The following is an 18,133-nucleotide window of genomic DNA, read 5'->3' as shown; positions in this document are numbered from 1 at the left end:
GCACCTCTCGCAATTCGGCCCGCATTTTTCAACTATTCGACGCTATTTGGAACCGCAAATTGGCGACGATGAAGGTGCACGAGGCGAAGCGCGTTAAGGGGCGCCGACAGCGCGCAGCACGCCGATCAGCGCCTTTCCATCGGTGAAATAGGGATCGCCGCCACCGTTGCGGCCGGTCCTCGTGGCGCCGATGCCCGCGATCTCGTAAGTCGACGACAATTGCCCGGCTGCCTGAAGATCGCCGATAACAAGATCTCGCTCAGCGTCGACATCAGGCGCGATGTGATGGGTGATCTGGCCGGTATCGTGGCTGAAGCCTACCCCGCGATCAAAACTCGCCGATCCAAGCCACAGCGGTTGCCCATCTGCACCGCTGCTCTTGGTTTGCCAGAAACGGACGTGGTGGCGCTCGTCGGCGCTCTTGCCCACGGCCTTTTCAAATGCCAGATCCTGCTGGCGGCCCTCGAACAGCAATGGGCTCACGGGAGCGTCGAGGTCGGGCCGATCGAGCACGACGCTCAAGCCGATTTCGGCTGATGTCCGCAGCGTGATCTTGTCGGCCGGGTCCCACCCAGCCGATGCAAATGCCCGAAGCACGTTCTCCTTCGAACCGACGAGCCCAACATTGATGGGGTCGCCGGGAATATCCTGCTTGGTGGTCGTCACCATTGGACCGAATTCCGCAATACGGCTGGCGTCGCGATGGATCCATATTTCGGGAATGAGGAAATAAGTGACAAGCAGATAGGCGACCAACAAGACCGCCACACCGCCGATCGCCATCCGTGTTTTCGTCAAACGTCTCATCGAAGTCCCCCCAACCTCGACGTCATCATACGATTCTCCGGTCATGTGGCCAACATCCAGGTGCGCACCCATGCATCATCGGCATCCCGACTACACCCGCACCCTTGCCATCCGGCCCCGTTGCGCTTAGCTCTCGGGCACCACGAATCCGGATATCGAATGCCGCACAAGGTCTCCCTGTCCCGTCTCAAGCTGACCGACTTTCGCAACTATGCGTCTGTCTCGCTGTCGCTCGACGGTCGGCATGTGGTGCTGACGGGGGACAATGGCGCCGGCAAGACCAATCTGATGGAGGCCGTATCCTTCCTGTCGCCGGGCCGCGGCCTGCGTCGTGCCCCCTATGGTGATGTCACCCGTGTCGGTGCGACGGCCGGATTTTCGATCTTCGCGGAGCTCGATGGCATAGAAGGCGAGGTGGAAATCGGCACGGGTGTCGATACCACCGACGACAGCATTTCCCGCCGCCTGCGGATCAACGGCACGCCTGCAAAGTCGGCCGATGAACTGACCGACCATCTCCGTCTCCTGTGGCTGACGCCCTCGATGGATGGCCTCTTCACCGGTGGTTCGTCCGAGCGCCGCCGTTTCCTTGATCGGCTCGTGCTGTCGCTCGATCCGGCCCATGGCCGCCGTGCCAGCGATTTCGAGCGCGCCATGCGCAGCCGCAACAAGCTGCTCGACGAGCGTCGCTTCGATCCCGCCTGGCTCTCCGGCCTCGAACAGCAGATGGCAAGCCTCGGCATTGCCATGGCGATGGCACGCGAGGAGATGCTCGGTCTTCTTGCCCGCCTCATCGACGAGACGCACGAAACCTCGCCCTTTCCCGCCGCTGCGCTGGAGCTTGCGGGCTTTATGGATGGTCAGTTCTCGCGCCCCGCCGTTGATCTTGAGGATGACTATGCGGCTATGCTTGCCGAGAGCCGCTACCGCGATGCCGCGGCCGGCCGCACGCTCGACGGCCCCCATCGCGCAGATCTGCTTGTCCGCCACCGGCAAAAGCAGATGGAAGCATCGCGCTGTTCCACCGGCGAGCAGAAGGCGCTGCTGGTCGGACTGATTCTTGCCCATGCCCGTCTGGTCGCCAATCTCACGGGCCATGCGCCGATTCTCTTGCTTGATGAGATTGCCGCGCATCTCGACGAAGGCAGGCGTGCTGCGCTCTTCGACCTCATTGACGCGCTCGGCGGCCAGGCCTTCATGACAGGCACGGACTGCGCCATGTTTTCCGCTCTCGGCGAGCGCGCGCAATTCTTCACCGTTGCCGATGGAAAGGTTTTCGAATGACCGATGCCGCTTCCCCCTCAACCAAAGGCCATGCTAGCATCGCGCCCATGGAACCGCTCAGCCCGGAAGAAATCGCGCGATATCAGCGCCATATCCTGCTTCCCGAGATCGGTGGCGCAGGCCAGCAGAAACTGAAATCCGCCCGCATGCTTGTCATCGGTGCCGGTGGGCTGGGAGCGCCGGTCCTGCAATATCTCGCAGCCGCCGGCGTCGGCACGCTCGGTATCGCCGATGACGACCGCGTTTCGCTTTCCAACCTGCAGCGGCAGGTGATCCACGATTCCGGCACGATCGGCGAACTGAAGACGCAGAGTGCCGCCTTCGCGATTGCAAGGTTGAACCCGCACGTCAACGTGATCCGCTTCGAAGAGCGCTTCTCGCCTGACACGGCGCGCCGCCATCTCTCAGGCTTCGATCTGCTGATCGACGGCTCCGACAACTTTGATACGCGCTATACGGCGGCCGACGCTGCCGAGACTGCGCAAATCCCCTTGGTGACAGGCGCGGTTGGTCGCTTCGATGGCTCCGTCACAGTGCTCAAGCCCTACGAGACGGCGGAGGATGGCACGCCGAACCCAACCTATCGCGATCTCTTCCCCGAGAAGCCGCCGGCTGGTCTGATCCCGGCCTGTGCGGAGACCGGCATCATCGGTGCGCTGACCGGCGTGATCGGCACGCTGATGGCAATGGAAGCGATCAAGCTCGTCACCGGCACGGGCGAACCGCTGATTGGACGGCTGCTGCTCTATGATGCGCTTGCCGCCCGCTTCGACACGATCCGCTACAAGAGGCGTCGCCAGAAACAGAGCCCGGCGTCATGAACATCATTCGGATCGATGAAGACTTTCAACGCTGGGAGGAGTTGCTGGCGCTAGTCCTGTCGTCGTTCGCCTATATGAACGACCGGATCGATCCGCCATCCTCCGCCTTGAAGCTCACGCCGACGACGCTTGCCGATAAGGCGCGTTCTGAAATCGCCTATGCGGCAATGGAAGGCGATGCTTTATGTGGCTGCGTCTTTCTGCGACCAGAAGAAGCCTGCCTCTATGTCGGCAAGCTGGCGATCGCGCCCGACGCGCAGGGCCGGGGTATCGGCCGTCGGCTGCTGGCGGTCTCGGAAGAGGTGGCGCGGTCCCACTCCCTGCCATCACTGAGGCTCGAAACGCGCATCGAGCTTGTCGAAAACCACGATGTCTTTATCCGCTGGGGATTTGAGAAGACCGCTGAAAATGCCCATCCCGGATTCACCAGGACGACATCGATCGAGATGCGCAAGCCTGTTCCGGCCTAGCGGCCCGGCAGCACGCGGTTCGGCGGGCGATGGCCATCGATAAAGGTGCGGATGTTGATGATCACCTTGTCGCCCATGTCGATGCGGCCTTCGATCGTCGCCGAGCTCATGTGCGGCAGAAGTACGACCTTGCCTTCATTTGCGAGCTTGACGAGCTTCGGATTGACCGCCGGTTCATTCTCGAAGACGTCGAGACCGGCGCCCGCCAGCTTTCCCTCCCGCAGACTCTTGATCAGTGCCGCTTCGTCGATCACGTCGCCGCGGGCGGTGTTGACGAGGTAGGCCGTCGGCTGCAGCAGCGCCAGACGGCGGGCCGACAACAGATGGAACGTTGCCGGTGTCGAGGGGCAATTGACAGAAACGATGTCGACGCGGGCGAGCATCTGGTCGAGGCTCTCCCAGTAGGTCGCCTCCAGCTCATCTTCGGTCGCCGGGTTGACGCGCTTGCGGTTGTGATAGTGGATCGAGAGGCCGAAAGCCTTGGCGCGCCGCGCAACGGCGGTGCCGATCCGCCCCATGCCGACGATGCCGATGCGCTTGCCGTGGATCCGTCGCCCGAGCATCCAGGTTGGCGACCAGCCGGGCCACTCGCCGGGATGGTCGGTCAGCACCCGCGCGCCTTCACCCAAGCGGCGCGGAACGGCGAGGATCAGCGCCATGGTCATGTCGGCGGTGTCTTCGGTCAGCACGTTCGGCGTATTGGTGACGGTGATGCCTTTGCGAGCAGCCGCCTCGACGTCGATGTGATCGGTGCCGTTCGAGAAGCTGGCGATCAATTTCAGCTGCGGCCCGGCCTCCTCGATCACCGTGGCATCGATCCGGTCGGTGACGGTCGGAACGAGCACGTCGGCGCTTTTGACGGCGGCGATCAGCTCGGCTTTGGAGCGCGGTGCATCGTCGATATTGAGTTCCGCGTCGAAGAGTTCGCGCATGCGCGTCTCGACCGCATCGGGCAGCTTCCGCGTGATGTAGACCTTCGGTTTTTTCTTCGTCGTCATGTGCGCCGGCGCTAACTTGTTCAGAGGTCCTTAACCAAGACGCGGGATAATTTTCCCGTTCCGGGGAATTTCTACCAGACCCGCGCGCGAAGACAAACAAAACTCGCTCAGCGTGCGCAGGAATGTCGAATTCCCGGAATCAGGCAGCAGTCCTGCCCTCCTCTGAGCAAACGGAAGTCCCATGCATAGCAAAGTCCTGAAATCTTGCCTCGCCCTTGCGATCGGTTTCGTGCTTTCTGCGGGAACGGCTGAAATGGCCTCCGCACAGGCGGCAAAGGGACCGAGTGGCCTGCCGCTGCCGCGCTTCGTCACGCTCAAGTCCAAGCGCGTCAACCTGCGCATCGGCCCTGGCACCGACTATGCGGCCTCATGGATGTATCTGAAGGCCGGCCTGCCGGTCGAAATCATTCAGGAATACGACAACTGGCGCCAGATCCGCGATGCCGACGGCACCGAGGGTTGGGTCAACCAATCGCTGCTGTCGGGCTCGCGTGCGGCAATCGCCGCCCCATGGATGAAGGGCAAGGGTAAGTCTGTCTACGTCAACATGCGCCGCGATGCCCAGCCGTCGGCAAGCGTCGTCGCCAAGCTCGAGCCCGGCGTCATGATGAACATCGGCGAGTGCAATGGCGACTGGTGCTTTGCCAAGATAGACGGCGCCGAAGGATGGGTGGCGCAGTCGGAAATCTGGGGCGCTTATCCAGGCGAAGCCTTTAAATAAGGTTCGCCTGCTTGCCGGCCTCGGCCAGCGACTTCATCGGCCGCGGGCCGATCTGCTGGATCACGATGCCAGCCGCGAGGCAGCCGAGCTTGCCGCAGTCTTCCAGCGTCCGACCCTGTGTGTAGCCATAGAGGAAGCCGGCGGCAAAGAGATCGCCCGCGCCTGTGGTGTCGACCAGTTCCCTGATCTTGATCGCATCCACGTAGAAGCGCTCGCTGCCCTTGAGAATCACGGCGCCGTTCTCGCTCATCGTTACGGCCGCGATCTTGCAGTCCTTGGCGATAAGGATCAGCGCTTCTTCGAAGTCGTCGGTTTCATAGAGCGCCAGCGCTTCCTGACGATTGGCGAAGACGATGTCGACGGTGCCGGAGCGCATCAGGTCGAGGAATTCGCCGCGATAGCGGTTGACGCAGAAGCTGTCGGAAAGCGTCATCGACATCTCACGGCCGTTCTCGTGGGCGATACGGGCGCATTCGCGGATCGCTTCCTTGGCGCGCGGCGGATCCCAGAGGTAGCCTTCGAAATAGGTGACCTTGGACTGGGCGACGACATCGGCCTCGACGTCTTCGGGCCCGAGCTCGACGCAGGCGCCGAGGTAGGTATTCATCGAGCGTTCGCCGTCTTCGGTGACAAAGATCATCGAGCGCGCGGTCGGCGGGAATGTCCCCTTCGGCTGTGTCTGATAGTGAACACCCTGCGCATGGATATCGTGCGCGAAGATTTCGCCGAGCTGGTCTTCCGCGACCTTGCCGAAATAGGCGGCCTTGCCGCCGAAGCTCGCCACACCCGCGGCCGTGTTGCCGGCGCTGCCGCCGGAAGCCTCCACCGCCGGTCCCATGCGCGCATAGAGAAGTTCTGCGCGCTCGGCATCGATGAGGTTCATCGCGGCCTTGGTGATCTCATTGTCAATGAGGAACTGGTCGTCGCAACGCGCGATGATATCGACGATCGCGTTGCCGACAGTCAGAACATCGAATTTGGTCATGAAAGGGAAGGTCCCGGGTTAGGTGATAGCCGGTGACCGGTCTTAGCGAATTTTCGCCGCATGGAAAGCGGAAATGCCGCTGGGCCGTCTATCTCATCGCAAAAATGCACTGTGACGGGTCAAATGTCGCCGGCCGCCCCCCGTGACCGCGGCGTTCAAAAGGCGCGTCTCAAGCAGCGGCAGCATAGATCAGGTCGGGCTTTACGAGCCACTCGTTCTTGCGCAAGGCAGTGACATCGAGCCTGCCACGTCGATCGCGACGGGCAATTCCAACGAAACGATAGCGGCTGCCCCTGGTGTCGACTACGCGAGCGGGGATCGGTGTGCCGTCGATATGGCCGATAACCGGTCCGTCGGAACGTGCGCCATTGAGGAAGAAATACTCATGGGGGAGGTTCCTGCTTACCATCCTACTATCTTTCGTCGTTTGGTCGTGTGCCCTGCGCAACCTCGCGGGCGCGCTTTTCGTCGTCGGGGCTGGCTTTCTCCAAATGAAAGTCGCTTTTTGATGGCGACCCTGGAAAAAGACGACGTGTTTTCTTGATCTCCACGACAAATGGCTTCCATTGGGGATGCATGTACGTTTCCTGCTGGTTGGCAAACAGGTCACGTGAATATGCCCTCGACGGGCGGCCGGGGTTCGTGACCTCTCGTCACAGGATGCGGACAAAGCCATAGCCGTTCCATTCGGACGACGGGCCTCCGACATTAAAATCTCATATCATCTGATAAGGGCGCATGGCCGACGGCGGCGAGCTAGTGTTCGATCTGCTGCTCTGCCACGGCGCTGGCGATGATCTGATCGGAACCCTTTGCATAGAGCGGGAGCGTCAAGGTGATCGCCTCGCTGCGCCCGTTGATGGTGGCGGTATATCGCTTGTAAACGCGATCCTGCCCTTGCTCTTCACCCGCCGAGACAGCGTTCACCTTCTCGACCAGCGCTTTCTCGAAAACATCCGCGTCGACGTCCCCCAGCGCCACCGTGCAGCCTTCGACGGTTTTGCCGCCGACATCCGCCCGCGAGACCACCAGCGCTTGAAAGCTCTCAGCTTCGCCGCCGCTGACGATCCATCCTTCCAGCGCTTCCGGATTCTCCATCGGGGTGAAGGTCAGCGCCATATCCTCTGCCATCGAAGGCCATTCGTCGGCTTTCGCACGCTCAGCCGTGCGCTCGAAGTCCGGGCCAGAAGAAACGCAGCTGTCGTAAAAAAATGAAAGTTTGGAACTCGCGTCATCGGCAAATGATGGCCCGGCGGCAAAGAGAATGACGAGGCCGGCAGCCAAAGTACGCTTCATGTCGTCTCCGAGCGGCGGAGTCAGTGCGGCCCTTCGGCCGCACTGACCGTTTTCAAACTTGCCGGACATTGTCGGCAGACGTTCTGCCGGTTCGACGGTCCTGAGCGACTTCGAACGCTATGCCCATTCCTTCTTTCACGGTGTCGATCCCGCCTCGTTGAGCGGCCGTGATGTGAAGAAAGACGTCGGTTCCGCCGTCATCCGGAGTGATGAATCCGAAGCCCTTGTCCTGGTTGAACCACTTGACTTTACCTGTTGGCAAAATTTACCCCCATGTTGGTCTCCCCAGCCGGCATCGGACATCGCACGATTTTGCCCGTGGGCACAAGAGCATTTGAAAATACAGCGGGACACCGCGTTGCTCTGGTGGCCGTGGCCGACTTCTGAGCTTGCGCATGCCAAGACGACACGGTTGCGTCCCACCTATACGCGTGCGGCTGGTGGTCCCTCGCATTTCATATAGCGGGAATCCGTCATCCGCATGTCATTTCCCCATCCTATAAGCATCCTCAACGACATTGGCATGAGCGGCTTCCGAGCGGCAGCCAATGAAGAAGGGAATGACGCCCTTCGACGATACCGGAGTGACGCTGACCACGGATGAACTGGCAGCATTGCAGACCGGCTATCCGGCAGGACCGGATGCGGAAAAGCGGGCAGAGCCCGCTTTTTTTGCTTTTATGCTTTGCCGGTTTGTCATCACGGCCGTTTTGCTGCTAGGCATGCTTATTCCCTCGCAAGGCAGCCGCATTGAATGTCAGCCATCATCTTCGACGTCCTTCCCATCTTTATCATGATCCTTATCGGCTGGCTGACCGTGAAACTACGGCTGATGAAGGCGGAGATCGGCGATGCGCTGAGCGAGTTCGTCTTCAAGATCGCCGTGCCGCTGTTGTTGTTCCGCACGATCGCCAACGCCGATTTTCACGGTGCCTCGCCCTTCCGTCTCTGGATCGCCTATTTCTCGGGCGTCGGAGTGACTTGGGTCGCGGCCCATATCGCCGCGACGCGCTTCTTCGGGCGCGATGACCGCATTGGCGTGCTTGCCGGTGTATCGTCAGCCTTCGCCAACACCATCTTCATCGGACTGCCGCTCGTTCAGCGCACGGTCGGTGACAAGGGGCTCGTGCCGCTCTCGATTCTGATCGCGGTCCATCTGCCTGTGATGATGATTATCGGAACCATCCTGATGGAGCGCGCCGAGCACAAGATCGCCGGCAAGAAGGAGCGCAGCATCGCCAAAGTGGTGCGCCAGATCGCCCACAATCTCGTCAAAAACCCGCTGGTGATCGGCTTGGCCGGCGGTGCTGCCATGCACCTGTTAGGGCTCACCATGCCGGGACCGGTAGGCGCCATAATCGATCAGATCGCCGGTGTCGCCGGGCCGGTCGCGCTGATTTCGCTCGGCATGGCGCTTGAGAAATACGGCATTTCAGGCAACGCCGGCATCGCCAGCGTCACCTCCGCCTTCAAGTTGTTGCTGTTGCCGGCCTGCGTCTGGGCGGCGAGCCATCTGGTCGGGCTTGCCAGTGACTGGACGGCGGCCCTGGTGCTGATTTCGTCGGTTCCAACGGGCGTCAACGCCTGGCTGATCGCCAACCGTTTCGGTGTCGGCCACAGCCTGGCAGCTTCGACGATCACGCTAACGACGGCGCTTGGCGCCATCTCCGTTTCGTTCTGGGCCTTTTTGCTCGGCGGCTAGGCAAAGAAAAAGCCCGGCGTCAGCCGGGCTTCGATTTTCGTCTGGAACCGAGCAGCGACTTACTGCGTCGCGCTATCCGGTGCGTTCGGATCCGGAAGCGGAACCGGCGAATCGGCCAGCGTGTGAAGGTAAAGGATGACGTTGGCGCGATCCGTGTCCTTCGGGAGACCGGCAAAGCCCATTGCCGTGCCGGCAACGTACTTCTTCGGTGCTGCCAGGAAGTGGTTCAGATGATCGAAGGTCCACTTCTCGCTGCCGCCCTTGGAGAAGTCCTTCATGCCCGACGAGTAGGCAAAGCCTTCATGCGTGGCGATCGGACGATCGACGAGACCGAAGAGGTTCGGACCAACCTTGTTCGGTCCCCCCTTGGTCGCGTCATGACAGGCCTGACACTTCTTGAAAACAGCCTCGCCAGCCTTGGCGTCCGCCTTTGCAAGTAGCTGTGCGATCGGAACGGCTGCAGCCGGTGCGGCCTCGCCGCCACCAGCGGCAGCGGCCTCTTCGGCGACGATCGCGAAACCTTCCTTCTCCGGGCTCTCCGAATGAAAGATTCCCTCCGACGCGATGGAGACGGTCATCAGAACGAAAACCGTTCCGAGCAGTGCCCCCACAGCCATATTCACGTATGAATTCATCTGCAATGCTCCCCTTGCAGCCGGCAGACATAAAACCGGACCATCTTGAAATCGCGCGGAACCTATGTCTTTTGGCTATTCGTTGCAACAGTCTAAATGGCCTGTTGCGTGAGACTTTTTGACACCTTTCCGCCCGGATTAGAAGGCCCGAACAATGACCAGTCCAAATTTAGATGACGTGCTCGTGCTGATCCCGGCCCGCATGGCATCGACCCGTCTTCCAGGCAAGCCGCTCGCCGATATTTGCGGGCTGCCGATGATCGTGCAGGTGGCGCTGCGGGCGAAGGAAGCCGAAATTGGCCGCGTCGTTGTCGCGGTTGATGACCAACAGGTCCATGATGTCGTGGCCGCGGCAGGCTTTGAAGTCATCATGACCAGCAAGGACCATCAGTCCGGTTCGGATCGCATTTACGAGGCGCTCATGAAGGTGGATCCGGAGGGGAAAGCCAAGTTCGTCGTCAACGTGCAGGGCGATCTGCCGACGATCGAGCCGGAAACCGTTCGCGCCGCGCTGCGCCCGCTGGAGGATCCGAGCGTCGACATCGCAACACTGACGATCGAGATCGAGGACGAGGCCGACAAGACGGCACCGCATATCGTCAAGGTCGTCGGCTCGCCGATCTCGGAAAGCCGCCTGAAGGCGCTCTACTTCACCCGCACGACGGCACCCTACGGTGATGGACCGCTTTATCACCATATCGGCCTCTATGCTTACCGCCGCTCGGCCTTGGAGCGTTTCGTTACGCTCGGACCATCGGTCTTGGAAAAGCGCGAGTCGCTGGAGCAGCTGCGCGCGCTGGAAGCCGGCATGCGCATCGATGTCGAGATCGTTGACACGGTTCCGCTCGGTGTCGATACTCCCGCCGACCTTGAAAAGGCGCGGCGCATTCTCTCCGCAAGAACGAAGTGACGGATTTTCCATGAACATCACCACCAACAGGATCGCCTTCCAGGGCGAGTTCGGCGCGAACTCCGACATGGCGTGCCGTGACATGTTTCCGACCATGGAGCCGCTGCCGTGCCAGACGTTCGAGGATGCCTTCGTGGCGGTCGAGAACGGCGATGCCGATATCGGAATGATCCCGATCGAGAACACGATCGCTGGCCGCGTCGCCGACATTCATCACTTGCTGCCGGAGTCGCGCCTGCACATCATCGGCGAGTATTTCATGCCGATCCGCTTCCAGTTGATGGTGCTCCCGGGCGTCACCAAGGATGAGATCCGCACGGTTCACAGCCACATCCACGCCCTTGGGCAGTGCCGCAAGATCGTGCGTTCGCACGGCTGGAAGCCGGTGATCGCTGGCGACACGGCAGGTGCTGCAAAGCTCGTCATGGAAACCGGGGACCGCTCGATGGCGGCGCTGGCGCCGCGCCTTGCCGCCGATCTCTACGGTCTCGACATCGTTGCCGAGAATGTCGAGGACACGGAAAACAATGTCACCCGCTTCGTCATCCTTTCACGCGACGAGGAATGGGCGCATCGCGGCTCGGCCGAGGAGAAGCTCGTCACGACATTTGTCTTCAACGTACGAAACATCCCGGCCGCACTCTACAAGGCGCTTGGCGGCTTTGCGACCAACACCATCAACATGACCAAGCTGGAGAGCTATCAGCTCGGCGGCAAGTTCGTCGCAACGCAGTTCTATGCTGACATTGAGGGTCACCCGAACGATCCGAATGTCCGGCGTGCATTGGAGGAGCTGCGCTTCTTTTCCGAGAAGGTGCGCATCCTCGGCGTCTACAAGGGCCACCCCATGCGGGGCCAACTGCAGAAATGAAAAAGGGCGCCTTCGGGCAGCGCCTTCGGGCGCCCTTTTCTTTGTGATTTACTTGTCCGGCTCACACACCCGCAGGCGATGGCCGTCCGGGTCGAGCACGACGAAGGTCGGGCCGAAATCCATGTCCGTAAGGTCCTGCGCGATCGGCAACTGGCGCTTGCGCCAATCCTCGTAAAGCGTCGACACGCCGTTCTCGCCGGGAACCATGAAGGCGATCTCGGCGCGGCTGCCCGTAGCGGACGGCTGCGGGGTAACCTTGCTCAGCCGCCAGAGGCCGAGCGTGAAGCCGCCATCAAGCGCGAAGGCGACAAAGTTCGGGGCTTCGGCGACAGGCTCTCGGCCGAGCAAGGACCGGTAGAAACCGGCACTTGTGGCCGGGTCCTTGACGTAGAGAATGATGAGGTTCGGGCTGTTCATCGGGTCGTCCTCGTTGTGACAGGGTGGCAGGCGAAGGAACGCCGCTGCCTCGTTGGCAGCGGCGGCGGTCGGTCATGCGTCTTGGGAGTTGTGTCGTGTGCGACTAGCCTTCGTGGCAGGGGCTGCCCCAATCGACGAAGCCGAGATCGCGTTTCTTCCACTCGGGCATGGTGTCCGGATCGAGGCGCGAACACCTGCGATGCGCCATCTGGCGCGACGCGTTCAGCATCATGCGCAGCAGCGTGGATTGCGGATATCCTGCATCGGAAGAGGTCTCGTCGACAGCATGGTTGCCGCGCGTAGATCGGCTCAGGTTCAGGCTCATCATCATCGGTCCTCCAATTGGATTGGTACCGATAATAGCGCTGACCACTGTCAGTTTATGGCAGTAGTGTCGCGGTCAGGATGCAATATCTTGCTGATCTCGCCATTCCTTGAGCAGGACCGCGCGCCGGCGCGGGTAACGGCCGTCCTGAGGGATCATTTCGACGATCCGGTCGGTGCGGAAGTGGCGGTAATCCTGACGCAATTCGCACCAGGCAACGACAACCCGCACCTGTTCGAAATAGCTCAGCGCGAAAGGCCAGATATTGCGGACGGAGACGGTTCCGCCCTCATCCGAGTAGGTCAACTTGAGGATTCGTTCGGCGCGAATCGCCTTGCGAATGGCACTGAGATCAGCCTTGTCGGCAACGGGCGGTCGGAGATGGACGAGCAGCGTCGAGGTCTCGATCTCGTCTCGCATCTCCTGCGGCAGCACGTCGGCGATCTTGGCGAGGGCATCGGCGCCGGCGGCGGCAAGGCGTGGATCGGCGGCTCGCGCAACCCATCGCGAACCGAGGACGAGCGCCTCGATCTCGTCCTGCGAAAACATCATCGGTGGCAGCATGAAACCCGGCTTCAACACGTAGCCGAGACCTGGCTCTCCTTCGATCAAGGCGCCCTGTGCCTGCAGGCTCGAAATATCGCGATAAAGCGTGCGGATGCTGACGCCAGTTTCGGTGGCAAGCACAGCGCCGCTGACCGGCCGGCGATAGCGCCGCAGGGTTTGCAGCAACGTCAGAAGGCGTTCGGAGCGTGCCATGTCTGGGCCTCGTTCTGTCAGGCCTTATTGCTTTTCCACTCTATCCAATCGCGCATCAGCCGATGGGCGATCGCCCCCTTGGGCGGTGGTGCCTTGCCGGTCACGCCGGGGCGTTCAAGCATCTCAAGCGTTTCTTCACGCGTGAACCAGCGGCAGTCCTCCAGCTCCTGGGTATCGTACTTGACGTCCTTGGACTTGGCTTCGGCGAAGCAGCCAAGCATCAGCGTATGGGGCATCGGCCAGGGTTGCGAAGCGTGATAGCGGATCCGTCCGGTATGAACTCCGGATTCTTCCAGCGTCTCACGGCGCACAGCGTTCTCGATCGTCTCACCCGGTTCTACGAAACCGGCAAGACAGGAATACATGCCCGGAGCGAAATGCGGGCTGCGGCCAAGAAGGCAGAGGTCGCGCTCCTCGTCGATCGTGAGCATGATGACGACGGGGTCGGTGCGCGGGAAGATTTCATGTCCGCAGGCTGTGCAGACGCGCTTGTAGCCGCCGATATGGATCTCCATGGTAGAGCCGCAGCGGCCGCAGAACTTGTTGTCGCGGTTCCAGCGGATGAGGCTCGCTCCCTGCGCAAACTCCCCGAGTAGAACCTCGTCGATCAGCATCTCGCGAAATAGCGAACGGCCATCCGAAGGTTTGTAATGGCTGGCCAACTCTTCTTCCGGAACACCCACCGGCACGGCAAGGCGCGGCTCCCCGGTTTTTCGATAGCCGAGCAGGACGGTCTCATCCCAGTTGGGCCGCAGGTCCTTCAGCTCGTAGCGTGCAAACAGCGGATCAAGCACCTGCCCGTCATGCTTCAAGACCAGCTTGTCGCCGGCAAAGGCGAAGATATGCGTTCCTTCCTTGGCAAGCGCCTTGTCGACGGATGTCTCGTCGCGATGTTCGGAATCACGGATCAGGTCATTGGCTGCGAAGGCAGTCAGGCTACTGGGTTCCGGATGCGGAACATCCGAATCGAAAAGCGAACGGCTCATGATGAAAGGGCTTCCCGCAACTTCTTTATAAGGTCATCTCTCTTATCCGCCGCGTAAGGTTCAGCCTTGCCAAAACCCCAGACGGGATTTGGCCAATTGGCATCGCCTTCGAAGCGGGCAATGACATGAACATGAAGCTGACGGACGATGTTGCCAAGGGCCCCAATATTGATTTTTGTGGCGCCGGTGATCTTCTTCAGGGCGGAGGCGACCATCTCCGTCTCGAATGTCAGCAACACCTGATCGAGGGGCGTCAGTTCGAAGACTTCGCTGATACCCGTTCTGCGTGGCACGAGAATCAGCCACGGCCAGCGGGCGTCCTTCGACAGCCTGAGATCGCAGAGCCCGGTCTGAATAACTCGGTCGCTATCGCTCTCCAGCCGACGGTCGAGTTTGAATTCGTCCAACAGGCATTCCTCCATGTTTTCCTGAGGCTAGCAGTTTTTTTTGAGCTTGGCTTGCTTTTGATGGCGATATTGCCGATATGTGCATCCGGGAGGTTGGTGGTGGACGAGCCACTCGCCAACCGGGTCAGGTCCGGAAGGAAGCAGCCCTAACGAGCCCGGCACGGGTCATCGTGCCAGCCTCCCACCTTTCTCTCCATTCTTGCTCGGGCAGTCCGGGTGATAAGCAGGGCGATGAGCGACACCGAGCGACAGTCACAAGATGCCGCCTCGACGGGCACCGGATACCGGGTGCTGGCACGCAAATACCGCCCCAAGGATTTCACGGATCTGATGGTCGGCCAGGAGCCGATGGTTCAGACCCTGACCAACGCCTTCGAGACCGGCCGTATTGCCCAAGCCTACATGCTGACCGGCGTGCGCGGGGTCGGCAAGACGACGACCGCCCGCATCCTCGCTCGCGCGCTGAATTACAAGACCGCTGACATCGACAAGCCGACGATCGATCTGCGGATCCCGGGTGAGCATTGCCAGGCGATCATGGAAGGCCGGCATGTCGACGTCATCGAGATGGACGCTGCATCCCACACGGGTATCGACGATATCCGCGAGATCATCGAGCAGGTGCGCTATCGCCCGGTTTCGGCGCGCTACAAGGTCTACATCATCGACGAAGTGCACATGCTCTCGACACAGGCCTTCAACGGCCTGCTGAAGACGCTCGAAGAGCCGCCGGAGCATGTGAAGTTCATCTTCGCTACCACCGAAATCCGCAAGGTCCCGATCACCGTCCTGTCGCGCTGCCAGCGTTTCGACTTGCGCCGCATCAGTGCCTCCGATCTCGTTGGGCTCTTTACCACGATCGCATCGAAGGAAGGCATCGAGGCGGAGCCGGATGCGCTGGCGATGATTGCCCGTGCCGCCGAAGGTTCGGCGCGCGACGGTCTCTCGCTGCTCGACCAGGCGATCGCCCATGGCGGCGGCGCGGTGCTGGCGGAAACGGTGCGCGGGATGCTCGGCCTTGCCGACCGCGCCCGCATCGTCGATCTCTTTCATCATATCGTAAAAGGCGATGTCGCAGCAGCGCTCGGCGAATTCGAAAGCCAGTATGAAGCCGGTGCCAACCCCGTTGCCGTGCTGACCGATCTCGCCGATTTCACGCATCTGGTCACGCGGTTGAAATACGTGCCGGATGCCGCGAACGATCCTTCGCTCAGCGAAATCGAACGTACCAAGGCCGCCGAATTCGCGCAGAGCGTGGCGGTAACGACGCTGTCGCGCATCTGGCAGATGTTACTGAAGGGCATTCCGGAAGCCGAAGGCTCCTCGCGCCCGGCCGGCGCCGCTGAGATGGTGCTGATCCGACTGACACATGCCGCCCATCTGCCGGCGCCGGAAGATGCCGCCCGTCGCCTCGCGGAGTTTTCCGAGACGAACGGTGGCGGCCGTCCATCCGTCCCATCGGGCAACGGCGGTGGCGGCGCAACGGTGAACTATCAAGGCAATCTGGCGGCACGATCGACCGAGTCGATCCCGCGCCCGCAGCCCGCCGGCCCGACCGCGATGCTGCGCGCCGTCCCTAATCCCGACCCGCAGAACGTGCCGGTCGGCCGCGTCGAGACGAAGCCGGCCGAGGCGCCGAAACCACTGGTTTCGGTAAACTCGATCACCGATATCGCCAATCTGGCCGGTGAAAAGCGCGATGTGAAGGTCAAGGCGCTGGTGCGCAACTTCGTACGCCCGGTTCGCATCGAGCCCGGCCGCCTCGACGTCAATCTGACCGAAGGCGCCCCCGGTACGCTGCTGAACGAACTGGCTGTCAAGCTCAAGGACTGGACAGGCATCCATTGGATCGTCAGCCTCAGCCGCGAGGAAGCTCAGCCGACGATCGTCGAGGCCGAAGCCAACGCCAAGGCGCAGCAGGTCAGCGACGCGCGCCAAGATCCGGATGTGGCGGCGATCCTCTCCCAGTTTCCGGGCGCCAAGATCATCGACGTCCGCGTAAGGGCGCCCGAGCCGGATGAGGAAGAGGAAGTCAAGGCGCCTGCCGCTGCCGAATCCGAAGAGGGCGACATCTTGCCCGGCGACGACATAATTTTCTAGAGTATCGAGAAGGAGCGAGACGATGCGCGACATCATGGGCATGATGGGCAAAGTCAAGGAAATGCAGGCCAAGATGGAGAAGATGCAGGCGGAGATCGCCGAACTCCAGGCGGAAGGCAAGTCGGGTGGCGGTCTCGTCACCGTGATCCTCAATGGCAAGGGCGAGATGCAGAGCCTGAAGATCGACCCGTCCCTCTTCAAGGAAGACGATGTCGAAATCCTCGAAGACCTGATCGTTGCCGCGCATAAGGATGCCAAGGACAAGGCGGAAGCCGCCGCTGCCGAAAAGACCAAGGCGCTGACCGCCGGCCTGCCGATTCCTCCCGGCTTCAAGATGCCGTTCTGACCAGCCGGTAGACCAAGAGAGCGGTGTCAGCTGCGCTGGCATCGCTTCCGTCACGCAACAGGAGGATTGCCGATGACGTTGACCAATCTGTTTGTCTTTGCCTGCGCATTGTTCGTGGCCGCCGGCTCTCCCGGTCCGAGCGTTGCCGCACTCGTCGCCCGGGTGATTTCCAAGGGCGCCCGTGACGTTCTGCCTTTCCTGTCAGCTATGTGGCTCGGCGAAGCAATTTGGCTGACCTGCGCCGTCGCCGGCTTGGCGGCGATCGCCGAAACCTTCCACTGTGCCTTCGTTGCCATCAAGTGGCTCGGCGTCTGCTACCTGCTCTATCTTGCCTGGAAAATGTGGTTCGCCTCGCCCGATAGTGATGGCGAAGCGTTGCCCGAGGCGCAATCACCCACAAGGCTTTTCCTCGCCGGCATGACGGTGACGCTCGGCAACCCGAAGATCATGATGTTCTACATGGCGCTGCTGCCCTCGATCATCGACGTTCGCGGGGTAACGATCGTCGGTTGGGCAGAACTCGTGGCCACCATGCTCTTCGTGCTGATCTTCATCGACTTCAGTTGGACGCTGCTTGCTGCCAAAGCCCGGCGGTTCCTGAGGAGCCGTCGTGCTATTCGCGCGGCCAACCGCGCCAGCGCCGGAACGATGGCCGGCGCCGCTTTGGCGATCGCGATGCGCTAGGCTATCGCTGTGACACATGCCGCCTGGGAGCTGGTGGCGGTGGTGCCGGCGGCACCCAGGTCAGGATCATATTGGCAACGCCTGCCGCGATGTTGAGACCGGACGTGCCCTCAGCCGAGACAGGTTGCAGAGCAATCGAGCCCTCGAAACCGCCGATCAGGACATTCGCCCCGACGCCGAGGCCGACCGTCGCATTGGCTGCGACGCCGGAGTAGCTGCCCTGCAGGGCGCCGTCGAGCCGGTTTGTCGGCGCGTAGACGAGCCAGATCAATCCGCCGCCAGCGAGAGTGCCGATATCGACACCAAACTTGGTGATCGTGCCGGTGTAGCGTTCGCTTGGTCGATCGGGCGAGGACGGCGTGAATATGCAGTTTAGCGTCCGTTTCGAGCCGATGATGACGCCGAATCCGGGAGAAATATCACAGCCCAACGAGCCGACCTTGACGCGGGCTGCAGCCGGCGTTGCTGATAGGAAGGTAGTGGCCGTTGCGGCGATGACTGCCGCCGCGATAAGTCTTGCGATGGACATGCGAGCCTCCTTCGATTTGCACCCCGTGGATGAAAAACTAGGAGGCTCCTTCTCGTCAGCAAGTGGCAGCCGTTGAAATC

General features: G+C 61.3%; 24 protein-coding genes and 1 other RNA gene. 12 read left to right on the top strand and 13 right to left on the bottom strand.

What is annotated here, in order from left to right:
• Positions 1–93: 93 nt before the first annotated feature.
• Entirely contained in the window at positions 94–807 is a 714-nt protein-coding gene (locus tag AC1DE4_RS03030) for an LssY C-terminal domain-containing protein (RefSeq protein WP_026372131.1), read from the bottom strand.
• 159 nt (positions 808–966) lie between these two features.
• On the opposite strand from AC1DE4_RS03030, the gene recF reads away from it, so the two are divergent.
• The 3 genes from recF to AC1DE4_RS03015 are packed head-to-tail and all read left to right on the top strand — an operon-like array spanning position 967 to position 3,382.
• The gene (recF, locus tag AC1DE4_RS03025; RefSeq protein ID WP_477879792.1) at positions 967–2,091 is read left to right on the top strand and encodes a DNA replication/repair protein RecF; all 1,125 of its coding nucleotides are present in this window, start codon (positions 967–969) and stop codon (positions 2,089–2,091) included.
• Positions 2,088–2,912, top strand: a complete 825-nt coding sequence (locus AC1DE4_RS03020; protein WP_025659714.1) for a molybdopterin-synthase adenylyltransferase MoeB — start codon at positions 2,088–2,090, stop codon at positions 2,910–2,912. Before recF ends, AC1DE4_RS03020 begins: the two co-directional genes overlap by 4 nt.
• Positions 2,909–3,382, top strand: coding sequence for a GNAT family N-acetyltransferase (locus AC1DE4_RS03015; protein ID WP_025659715.1), 474 nt, complete (start codon positions 2,909–2,911; stop codon positions 3,380–3,382). The genes AC1DE4_RS03020 and AC1DE4_RS03015 overlap by 4 nt, the downstream gene beginning before the upstream one ends.
• Here the strand turns inward: AC1DE4_RS03015 and AC1DE4_RS03010 are convergent.
• A complete protein-coding gene (locus AC1DE4_RS03010) occupies positions 3,379–4,380 on the bottom strand; it encodes a 2-hydroxyacid dehydrogenase (protein WP_018859759.1) in 1,002 nt (333 codons plus the stop codon). The two genes, AC1DE4_RS03015 and AC1DE4_RS03010, sit on opposite strands and share 4 nt — an antisense overlap.
• A gap of 181 nt (positions 4,381–4,561) precedes the next feature.
• On the opposite strand from AC1DE4_RS03010, the gene AC1DE4_RS03005 reads away from it, so the two are divergent.
• Complete coding sequence (locus tag AC1DE4_RS03005; protein ID WP_018859760.1) at positions 4,562–5,101, top strand: SH3 domain-containing protein; 540 nt, start codon at positions 4,562–4,564, stop codon at positions 5,099–5,101.
• Here the strand turns inward: AC1DE4_RS03005 and AC1DE4_RS03000 are convergent.
• The 4 genes from AC1DE4_RS03000 to AC1DE4_RS02985 form a co-directional block, all read right to left on the bottom strand.
• The gene (locus AC1DE4_RS03000; protein WP_018859761.1) at positions 5,094–6,086 is read right to left on the bottom strand and encodes an adenosine kinase; all 993 of its coding nucleotides are present in this window, start codon (positions 6,084–6,086) and stop codon (positions 5,094–5,096) included. The genes AC1DE4_RS03005 and AC1DE4_RS03000 overlap by 8 nt on opposite strands.
• 169 nt (positions 6,087–6,255) lie before the next feature.
• Positions 6,256–6,495, bottom strand: a complete 240-nt coding sequence (locus tag AC1DE4_RS02995; protein WP_062375539.1) for a hypothetical protein — start codon at positions 6,493–6,495, stop codon at positions 6,256–6,258.
• A 347-nt stretch (positions 6,496–6,842) separates the two neighbouring features.
• Positions 6,843–7,382: a hypothetical protein gene (locus tag AC1DE4_RS02990; RefSeq protein ID WP_477879790.1), complete on the bottom strand. Its 540-nt coding sequence runs from the start codon at positions 7,380–7,382 to the stop codon at positions 6,843–6,845.
• 52 nt (positions 7,383–7,434) lie between these two features.
• Positions 7,435–7,644 carry a cold-shock protein gene (locus AC1DE4_RS02985; RefSeq protein ID WP_018859764.1) on the bottom strand — a complete coding sequence of 70 codons (210 nt, stop codon included), beginning with the start codon at positions 7,642–7,644 and terminating at the stop codon, positions 7,435–7,437.
• Positions 7,645–7,942: 298 nt separating this feature from the next.
• On the opposite strand from AC1DE4_RS02985, the gene AC1DE4_RS02980 reads away from it, so the two are divergent.
• Positions 7,943–8,179, top strand: coding sequence for a hypothetical protein (locus AC1DE4_RS02980; protein WP_162706116.1), 237 nt, complete (start codon positions 7,943–7,945; stop codon positions 8,177–8,179).
• Positions 8,137–9,084: an AEC family transporter gene (locus AC1DE4_RS02975; protein ID WP_018859765.1), complete on the top strand. Its 948-nt coding sequence runs from the start codon at positions 8,137–8,139 to the stop codon at positions 9,082–9,084. The genes AC1DE4_RS02980 and AC1DE4_RS02975 overlap by 43 nt, the downstream gene beginning before the upstream one ends.
• 59 nt (positions 9,085–9,143) lie before the next feature.
• Here the strand turns inward: AC1DE4_RS02975 and AC1DE4_RS02970 are convergent, their stop codons facing one another.
• A complete protein-coding gene (locus AC1DE4_RS02970; protein WP_018859766.1) occupies positions 9,144–9,719 on the bottom strand; it encodes a c-type cytochrome in 576 nt (191 codons plus the stop codon).
• Between the two features lie 154 nt (positions 9,720–9,873).
• On the opposite strand from AC1DE4_RS02970, the gene AC1DE4_RS02965 reads away from it, so the two are divergent.
• Positions 9,874–10,629 (top strand): 3-deoxy-manno-octulosonate cytidylyltransferase, encoded by a 756-nt coding sequence (locus tag AC1DE4_RS02965; RefSeq protein ID WP_018859767.1) that lies wholly within the window; start codon positions 9,874–9,876, stop codon positions 10,627–10,629.
• Between the two features lie 10 nt (positions 10,630–10,639).
• Complete coding sequence (locus AC1DE4_RS02960; RefSeq protein ID WP_025659718.1) at positions 10,640–11,500, top strand: prephenate dehydratase; 861 nt, start codon at positions 10,640–10,642, stop codon at positions 11,498–11,500.
• A 48-nt stretch (positions 11,501–11,548) separates the two neighbouring features.
• Here AC1DE4_RS02960 and AC1DE4_RS02955 read toward each other — a convergent pair whose 3' ends face one another.
• The 5 genes from AC1DE4_RS02955 to AC1DE4_RS02935 all read right to left on the bottom strand — a co-directional run bounded on the left by AC1DE4_RS02955 (position 11,549) and on the right by AC1DE4_RS02935 (position 14,394).
• Complete coding sequence (locus AC1DE4_RS02955; protein WP_018855404.1) at positions 11,549–11,917, bottom strand: VOC family protein; 369 nt, start codon at positions 11,915–11,917, stop codon at positions 11,549–11,551.
• A 103-nt stretch (positions 11,918–12,020) separates the two neighbouring features.
• A complete protein-coding gene (locus tag AC1DE4_RS02950; protein ID WP_018855403.1) occupies positions 12,021–12,248 on the bottom strand; it encodes a hypothetical protein in 228 nt (75 codons plus the stop codon).
• A 69-nt stretch (positions 12,249–12,317) separates the two neighbouring features.
• Positions 12,318–13,001, bottom strand: coding sequence for a helix-turn-helix transcriptional regulator (locus AC1DE4_RS02945; protein WP_018855402.1), 684 nt, complete (start codon positions 12,999–13,001; stop codon positions 12,318–12,320).
• A 17-nt stretch (positions 13,002–13,018) separates the two neighbouring features.
• A complete protein-coding gene (gene nudC, locus AC1DE4_RS02940) occupies positions 13,019–13,987 on the bottom strand; it encodes an NAD(+) diphosphatase (RefSeq protein ID WP_477879786.1) in 969 nt (322 codons plus the stop codon).
• Positions 13,984–14,394: an HIT domain-containing protein gene (locus AC1DE4_RS02935; RefSeq protein ID WP_025659719.1), complete on the bottom strand. Its 411-nt coding sequence runs from the start codon at positions 14,392–14,394 to the stop codon at positions 13,984–13,986. Before AC1DE4_RS02935 ends, nudC begins: the two co-directional genes overlap by 4 nt.
• Positions 14,395–14,482: 88 nt before the next feature.
• Between AC1DE4_RS02935 and ffs the strand changes: the two genes are divergently transcribed.
• The 4 genes from ffs to AC1DE4_RS02915 all read left to right on the top strand — a co-directional run bounded on the left by ffs (position 14,483) and on the right by AC1DE4_RS02915 (position 17,524).
• Positions 14,483–14,579: signal recognition particle sRNA small type (ffs, locus tag AC1DE4_RS02930), an RNA gene on the top strand.
• 46 nt (positions 14,580–14,625) lie between these two features.
• Positions 14,626–16,494: a DNA polymerase III subunit gamma/tau gene (locus AC1DE4_RS02925; protein ID WP_477879783.1), complete on the top strand. Its 1,869-nt coding sequence runs from the start codon at positions 14,626–14,628 to the stop codon at positions 16,492–16,494.
• A 22-nt stretch (positions 16,495–16,516) separates the two neighbouring features.
• The gene (locus AC1DE4_RS02920) at positions 16,517–16,840 is read left to right on the top strand and encodes a YbaB/EbfC family nucleoid-associated protein (RefSeq protein WP_018855398.1); all 324 of its coding nucleotides are present in this window, start codon (positions 16,517–16,519) and stop codon (positions 16,838–16,840) included.
• Between the two features lie 72 nt (positions 16,841–16,912).
• Positions 16,913–17,524: a LysE family translocator gene (locus AC1DE4_RS02915; protein ID WP_477879781.1), complete on the top strand. Its 612-nt coding sequence runs from the start codon at positions 16,913–16,915 to the stop codon at positions 17,522–17,524.
• A 1-nt stretch (position 17,525) separates the two neighbouring features.
• Here the strand turns inward: AC1DE4_RS02915 and AC1DE4_RS02910 are convergent, their stop codons facing one another.
• A complete protein-coding gene (locus AC1DE4_RS02910) occupies positions 17,526–18,053 on the bottom strand; it encodes a DUF992 domain-containing protein (RefSeq protein ID WP_477879779.1) in 528 nt (175 codons plus the stop codon).
• Positions 18,054–18,133: the final 80 nt, after the last annotated feature.

This window comes from Rhizobium sp. 10N414 (assembly GCF_056394785.1).
The sequence above is the reverse complement of the archived record's forward strand: the minus strand, read 5'-3'. Positions and strand labels throughout refer to the sequence as shown.

Excerpts from the sequence above, each read along its gene's own strand:
- AC1DE4_RS02980 (WP_162706116.1), top strand. The coding sequence starts at position 7,943 with ATGACGCCCTTCGACGATACCGGAGTGACGCTGACCACGGATGAACTG.
- recF (WP_477879792.1), top strand. The coding sequence starts at position 967 with ATGCCGCACAAGGTCTCCCTGTCCCGTCTCAAGCTGACCGACTTTCGC.
- AC1DE4_RS02965 (WP_018859767.1), top strand. The coding sequence starts at position 9,874 with ATGACCAGTCCAAATTTAGATGACGTGCTCGTGCTGATCCCGGCCCGC.
- AC1DE4_RS03010 (WP_018859759.1), bottom strand. The coding sequence starts at position 4,380 with ATGACGACGAAGAAAAAACCGAAGGTCTACATCACGCGGAAGCTGCCC.
- AC1DE4_RS02975 (WP_018859765.1), top strand. The coding sequence starts at position 8,137 with ATGTCAGCCATCATCTTCGACGTCCTTCCCATCTTTATCATGATCCTT.
- AC1DE4_RS02960 (WP_025659718.1), top strand. The coding sequence starts at position 10,640 with ATGAACATCACCACCAACAGGATCGCCTTCCAGGGCGAGTTCGGCGCG.
- AC1DE4_RS02990 (WP_477879790.1), bottom strand. The coding sequence starts at position 7,382 with ATGAAGCGTACTTTGGCTGCCGGCCTCGTCATTCTCTTTGCCGCCGGG.
- AC1DE4_RS02950 (WP_018855403.1), bottom strand. The coding sequence starts at position 12,248 with ATGATGATGAGCCTGAACCTGAGCCGATCTACGCGCGGCAACCATGCT.
- AC1DE4_RS02920 (WP_018855398.1), top strand. The coding sequence starts at position 16,517 with ATGCGCGACATCATGGGCATGATGGGCAAAGTCAAGGAAATGCAGGCC.
- AC1DE4_RS03005 (WP_018859760.1), top strand. The coding sequence starts at position 4,562 with ATGCATAGCAAAGTCCTGAAATCTTGCCTCGCCCTTGCGATCGGTTTC.
- AC1DE4_RS02915 (WP_477879781.1), top strand. The coding sequence starts at position 16,913 with ATGACGTTGACCAATCTGTTTGTCTTTGCCTGCGCATTGTTCGTGGCC.
- AC1DE4_RS02955 (WP_018855404.1), bottom strand. The coding sequence starts at position 11,917 with ATGAACAGCCCGAACCTCATCATTCTCTACGTCAAGGACCCGGCCACA.
- AC1DE4_RS03000 (WP_018859761.1), bottom strand. The coding sequence starts at position 6,086 with ATGACCAAATTCGATGTTCTGACTGTCGGCAACGCGATCGTCGATATC.
- AC1DE4_RS02910 (WP_477879779.1), bottom strand. The coding sequence starts at position 18,053 with ATGTCCATCGCAAGACTTATCGCGGCGGCAGTCATCGCCGCAACGGCC.
- AC1DE4_RS02925 (WP_477879783.1), top strand. The coding sequence starts at position 14,626 with ATGAGCGACACCGAGCGACAGTCACAAGATGCCGCCTCGACGGGCACC.
- AC1DE4_RS02970 (WP_018859766.1), bottom strand. The coding sequence starts at position 9,719 with ATGAATTCATACGTGAATATGGCTGTGGGGGCACTGCTCGGAACGGTT.
- AC1DE4_RS02995 (WP_062375539.1), bottom strand. The coding sequence starts at position 6,495 with ATGGTAAGCAGGAACCTCCCCCATGAGTATTTCTTCCTCAATGGCGCA.
- nudC (WP_477879786.1), bottom strand. The coding sequence starts at position 13,987 with ATGAGCCGTTCGCTTTTCGATTCGGATGTTCCGCATCCGGAACCCAGT.
- AC1DE4_RS03015 (WP_025659715.1), top strand. The coding sequence starts at position 2,909 with ATGAACATCATTCGGATCGATGAAGACTTTCAACGCTGGGAGGAGTTG.
- AC1DE4_RS03020 (WP_025659714.1), top strand. The coding sequence starts at position 2,088 with ATGACCGATGCCGCTTCCCCCTCAACCAAAGGCCATGCTAGCATCGCG.
- AC1DE4_RS03030 (WP_026372131.1), bottom strand. The coding sequence starts at position 807 with ATGAGACGTTTGACGAAAACACGGATGGCGATCGGCGGTGTGGCGGTC.
- AC1DE4_RS02945 (WP_018855402.1), bottom strand. The coding sequence starts at position 13,001 with ATGGCACGCTCCGAACGCCTTCTGACGTTGCTGCAAACCCTGCGGCGC.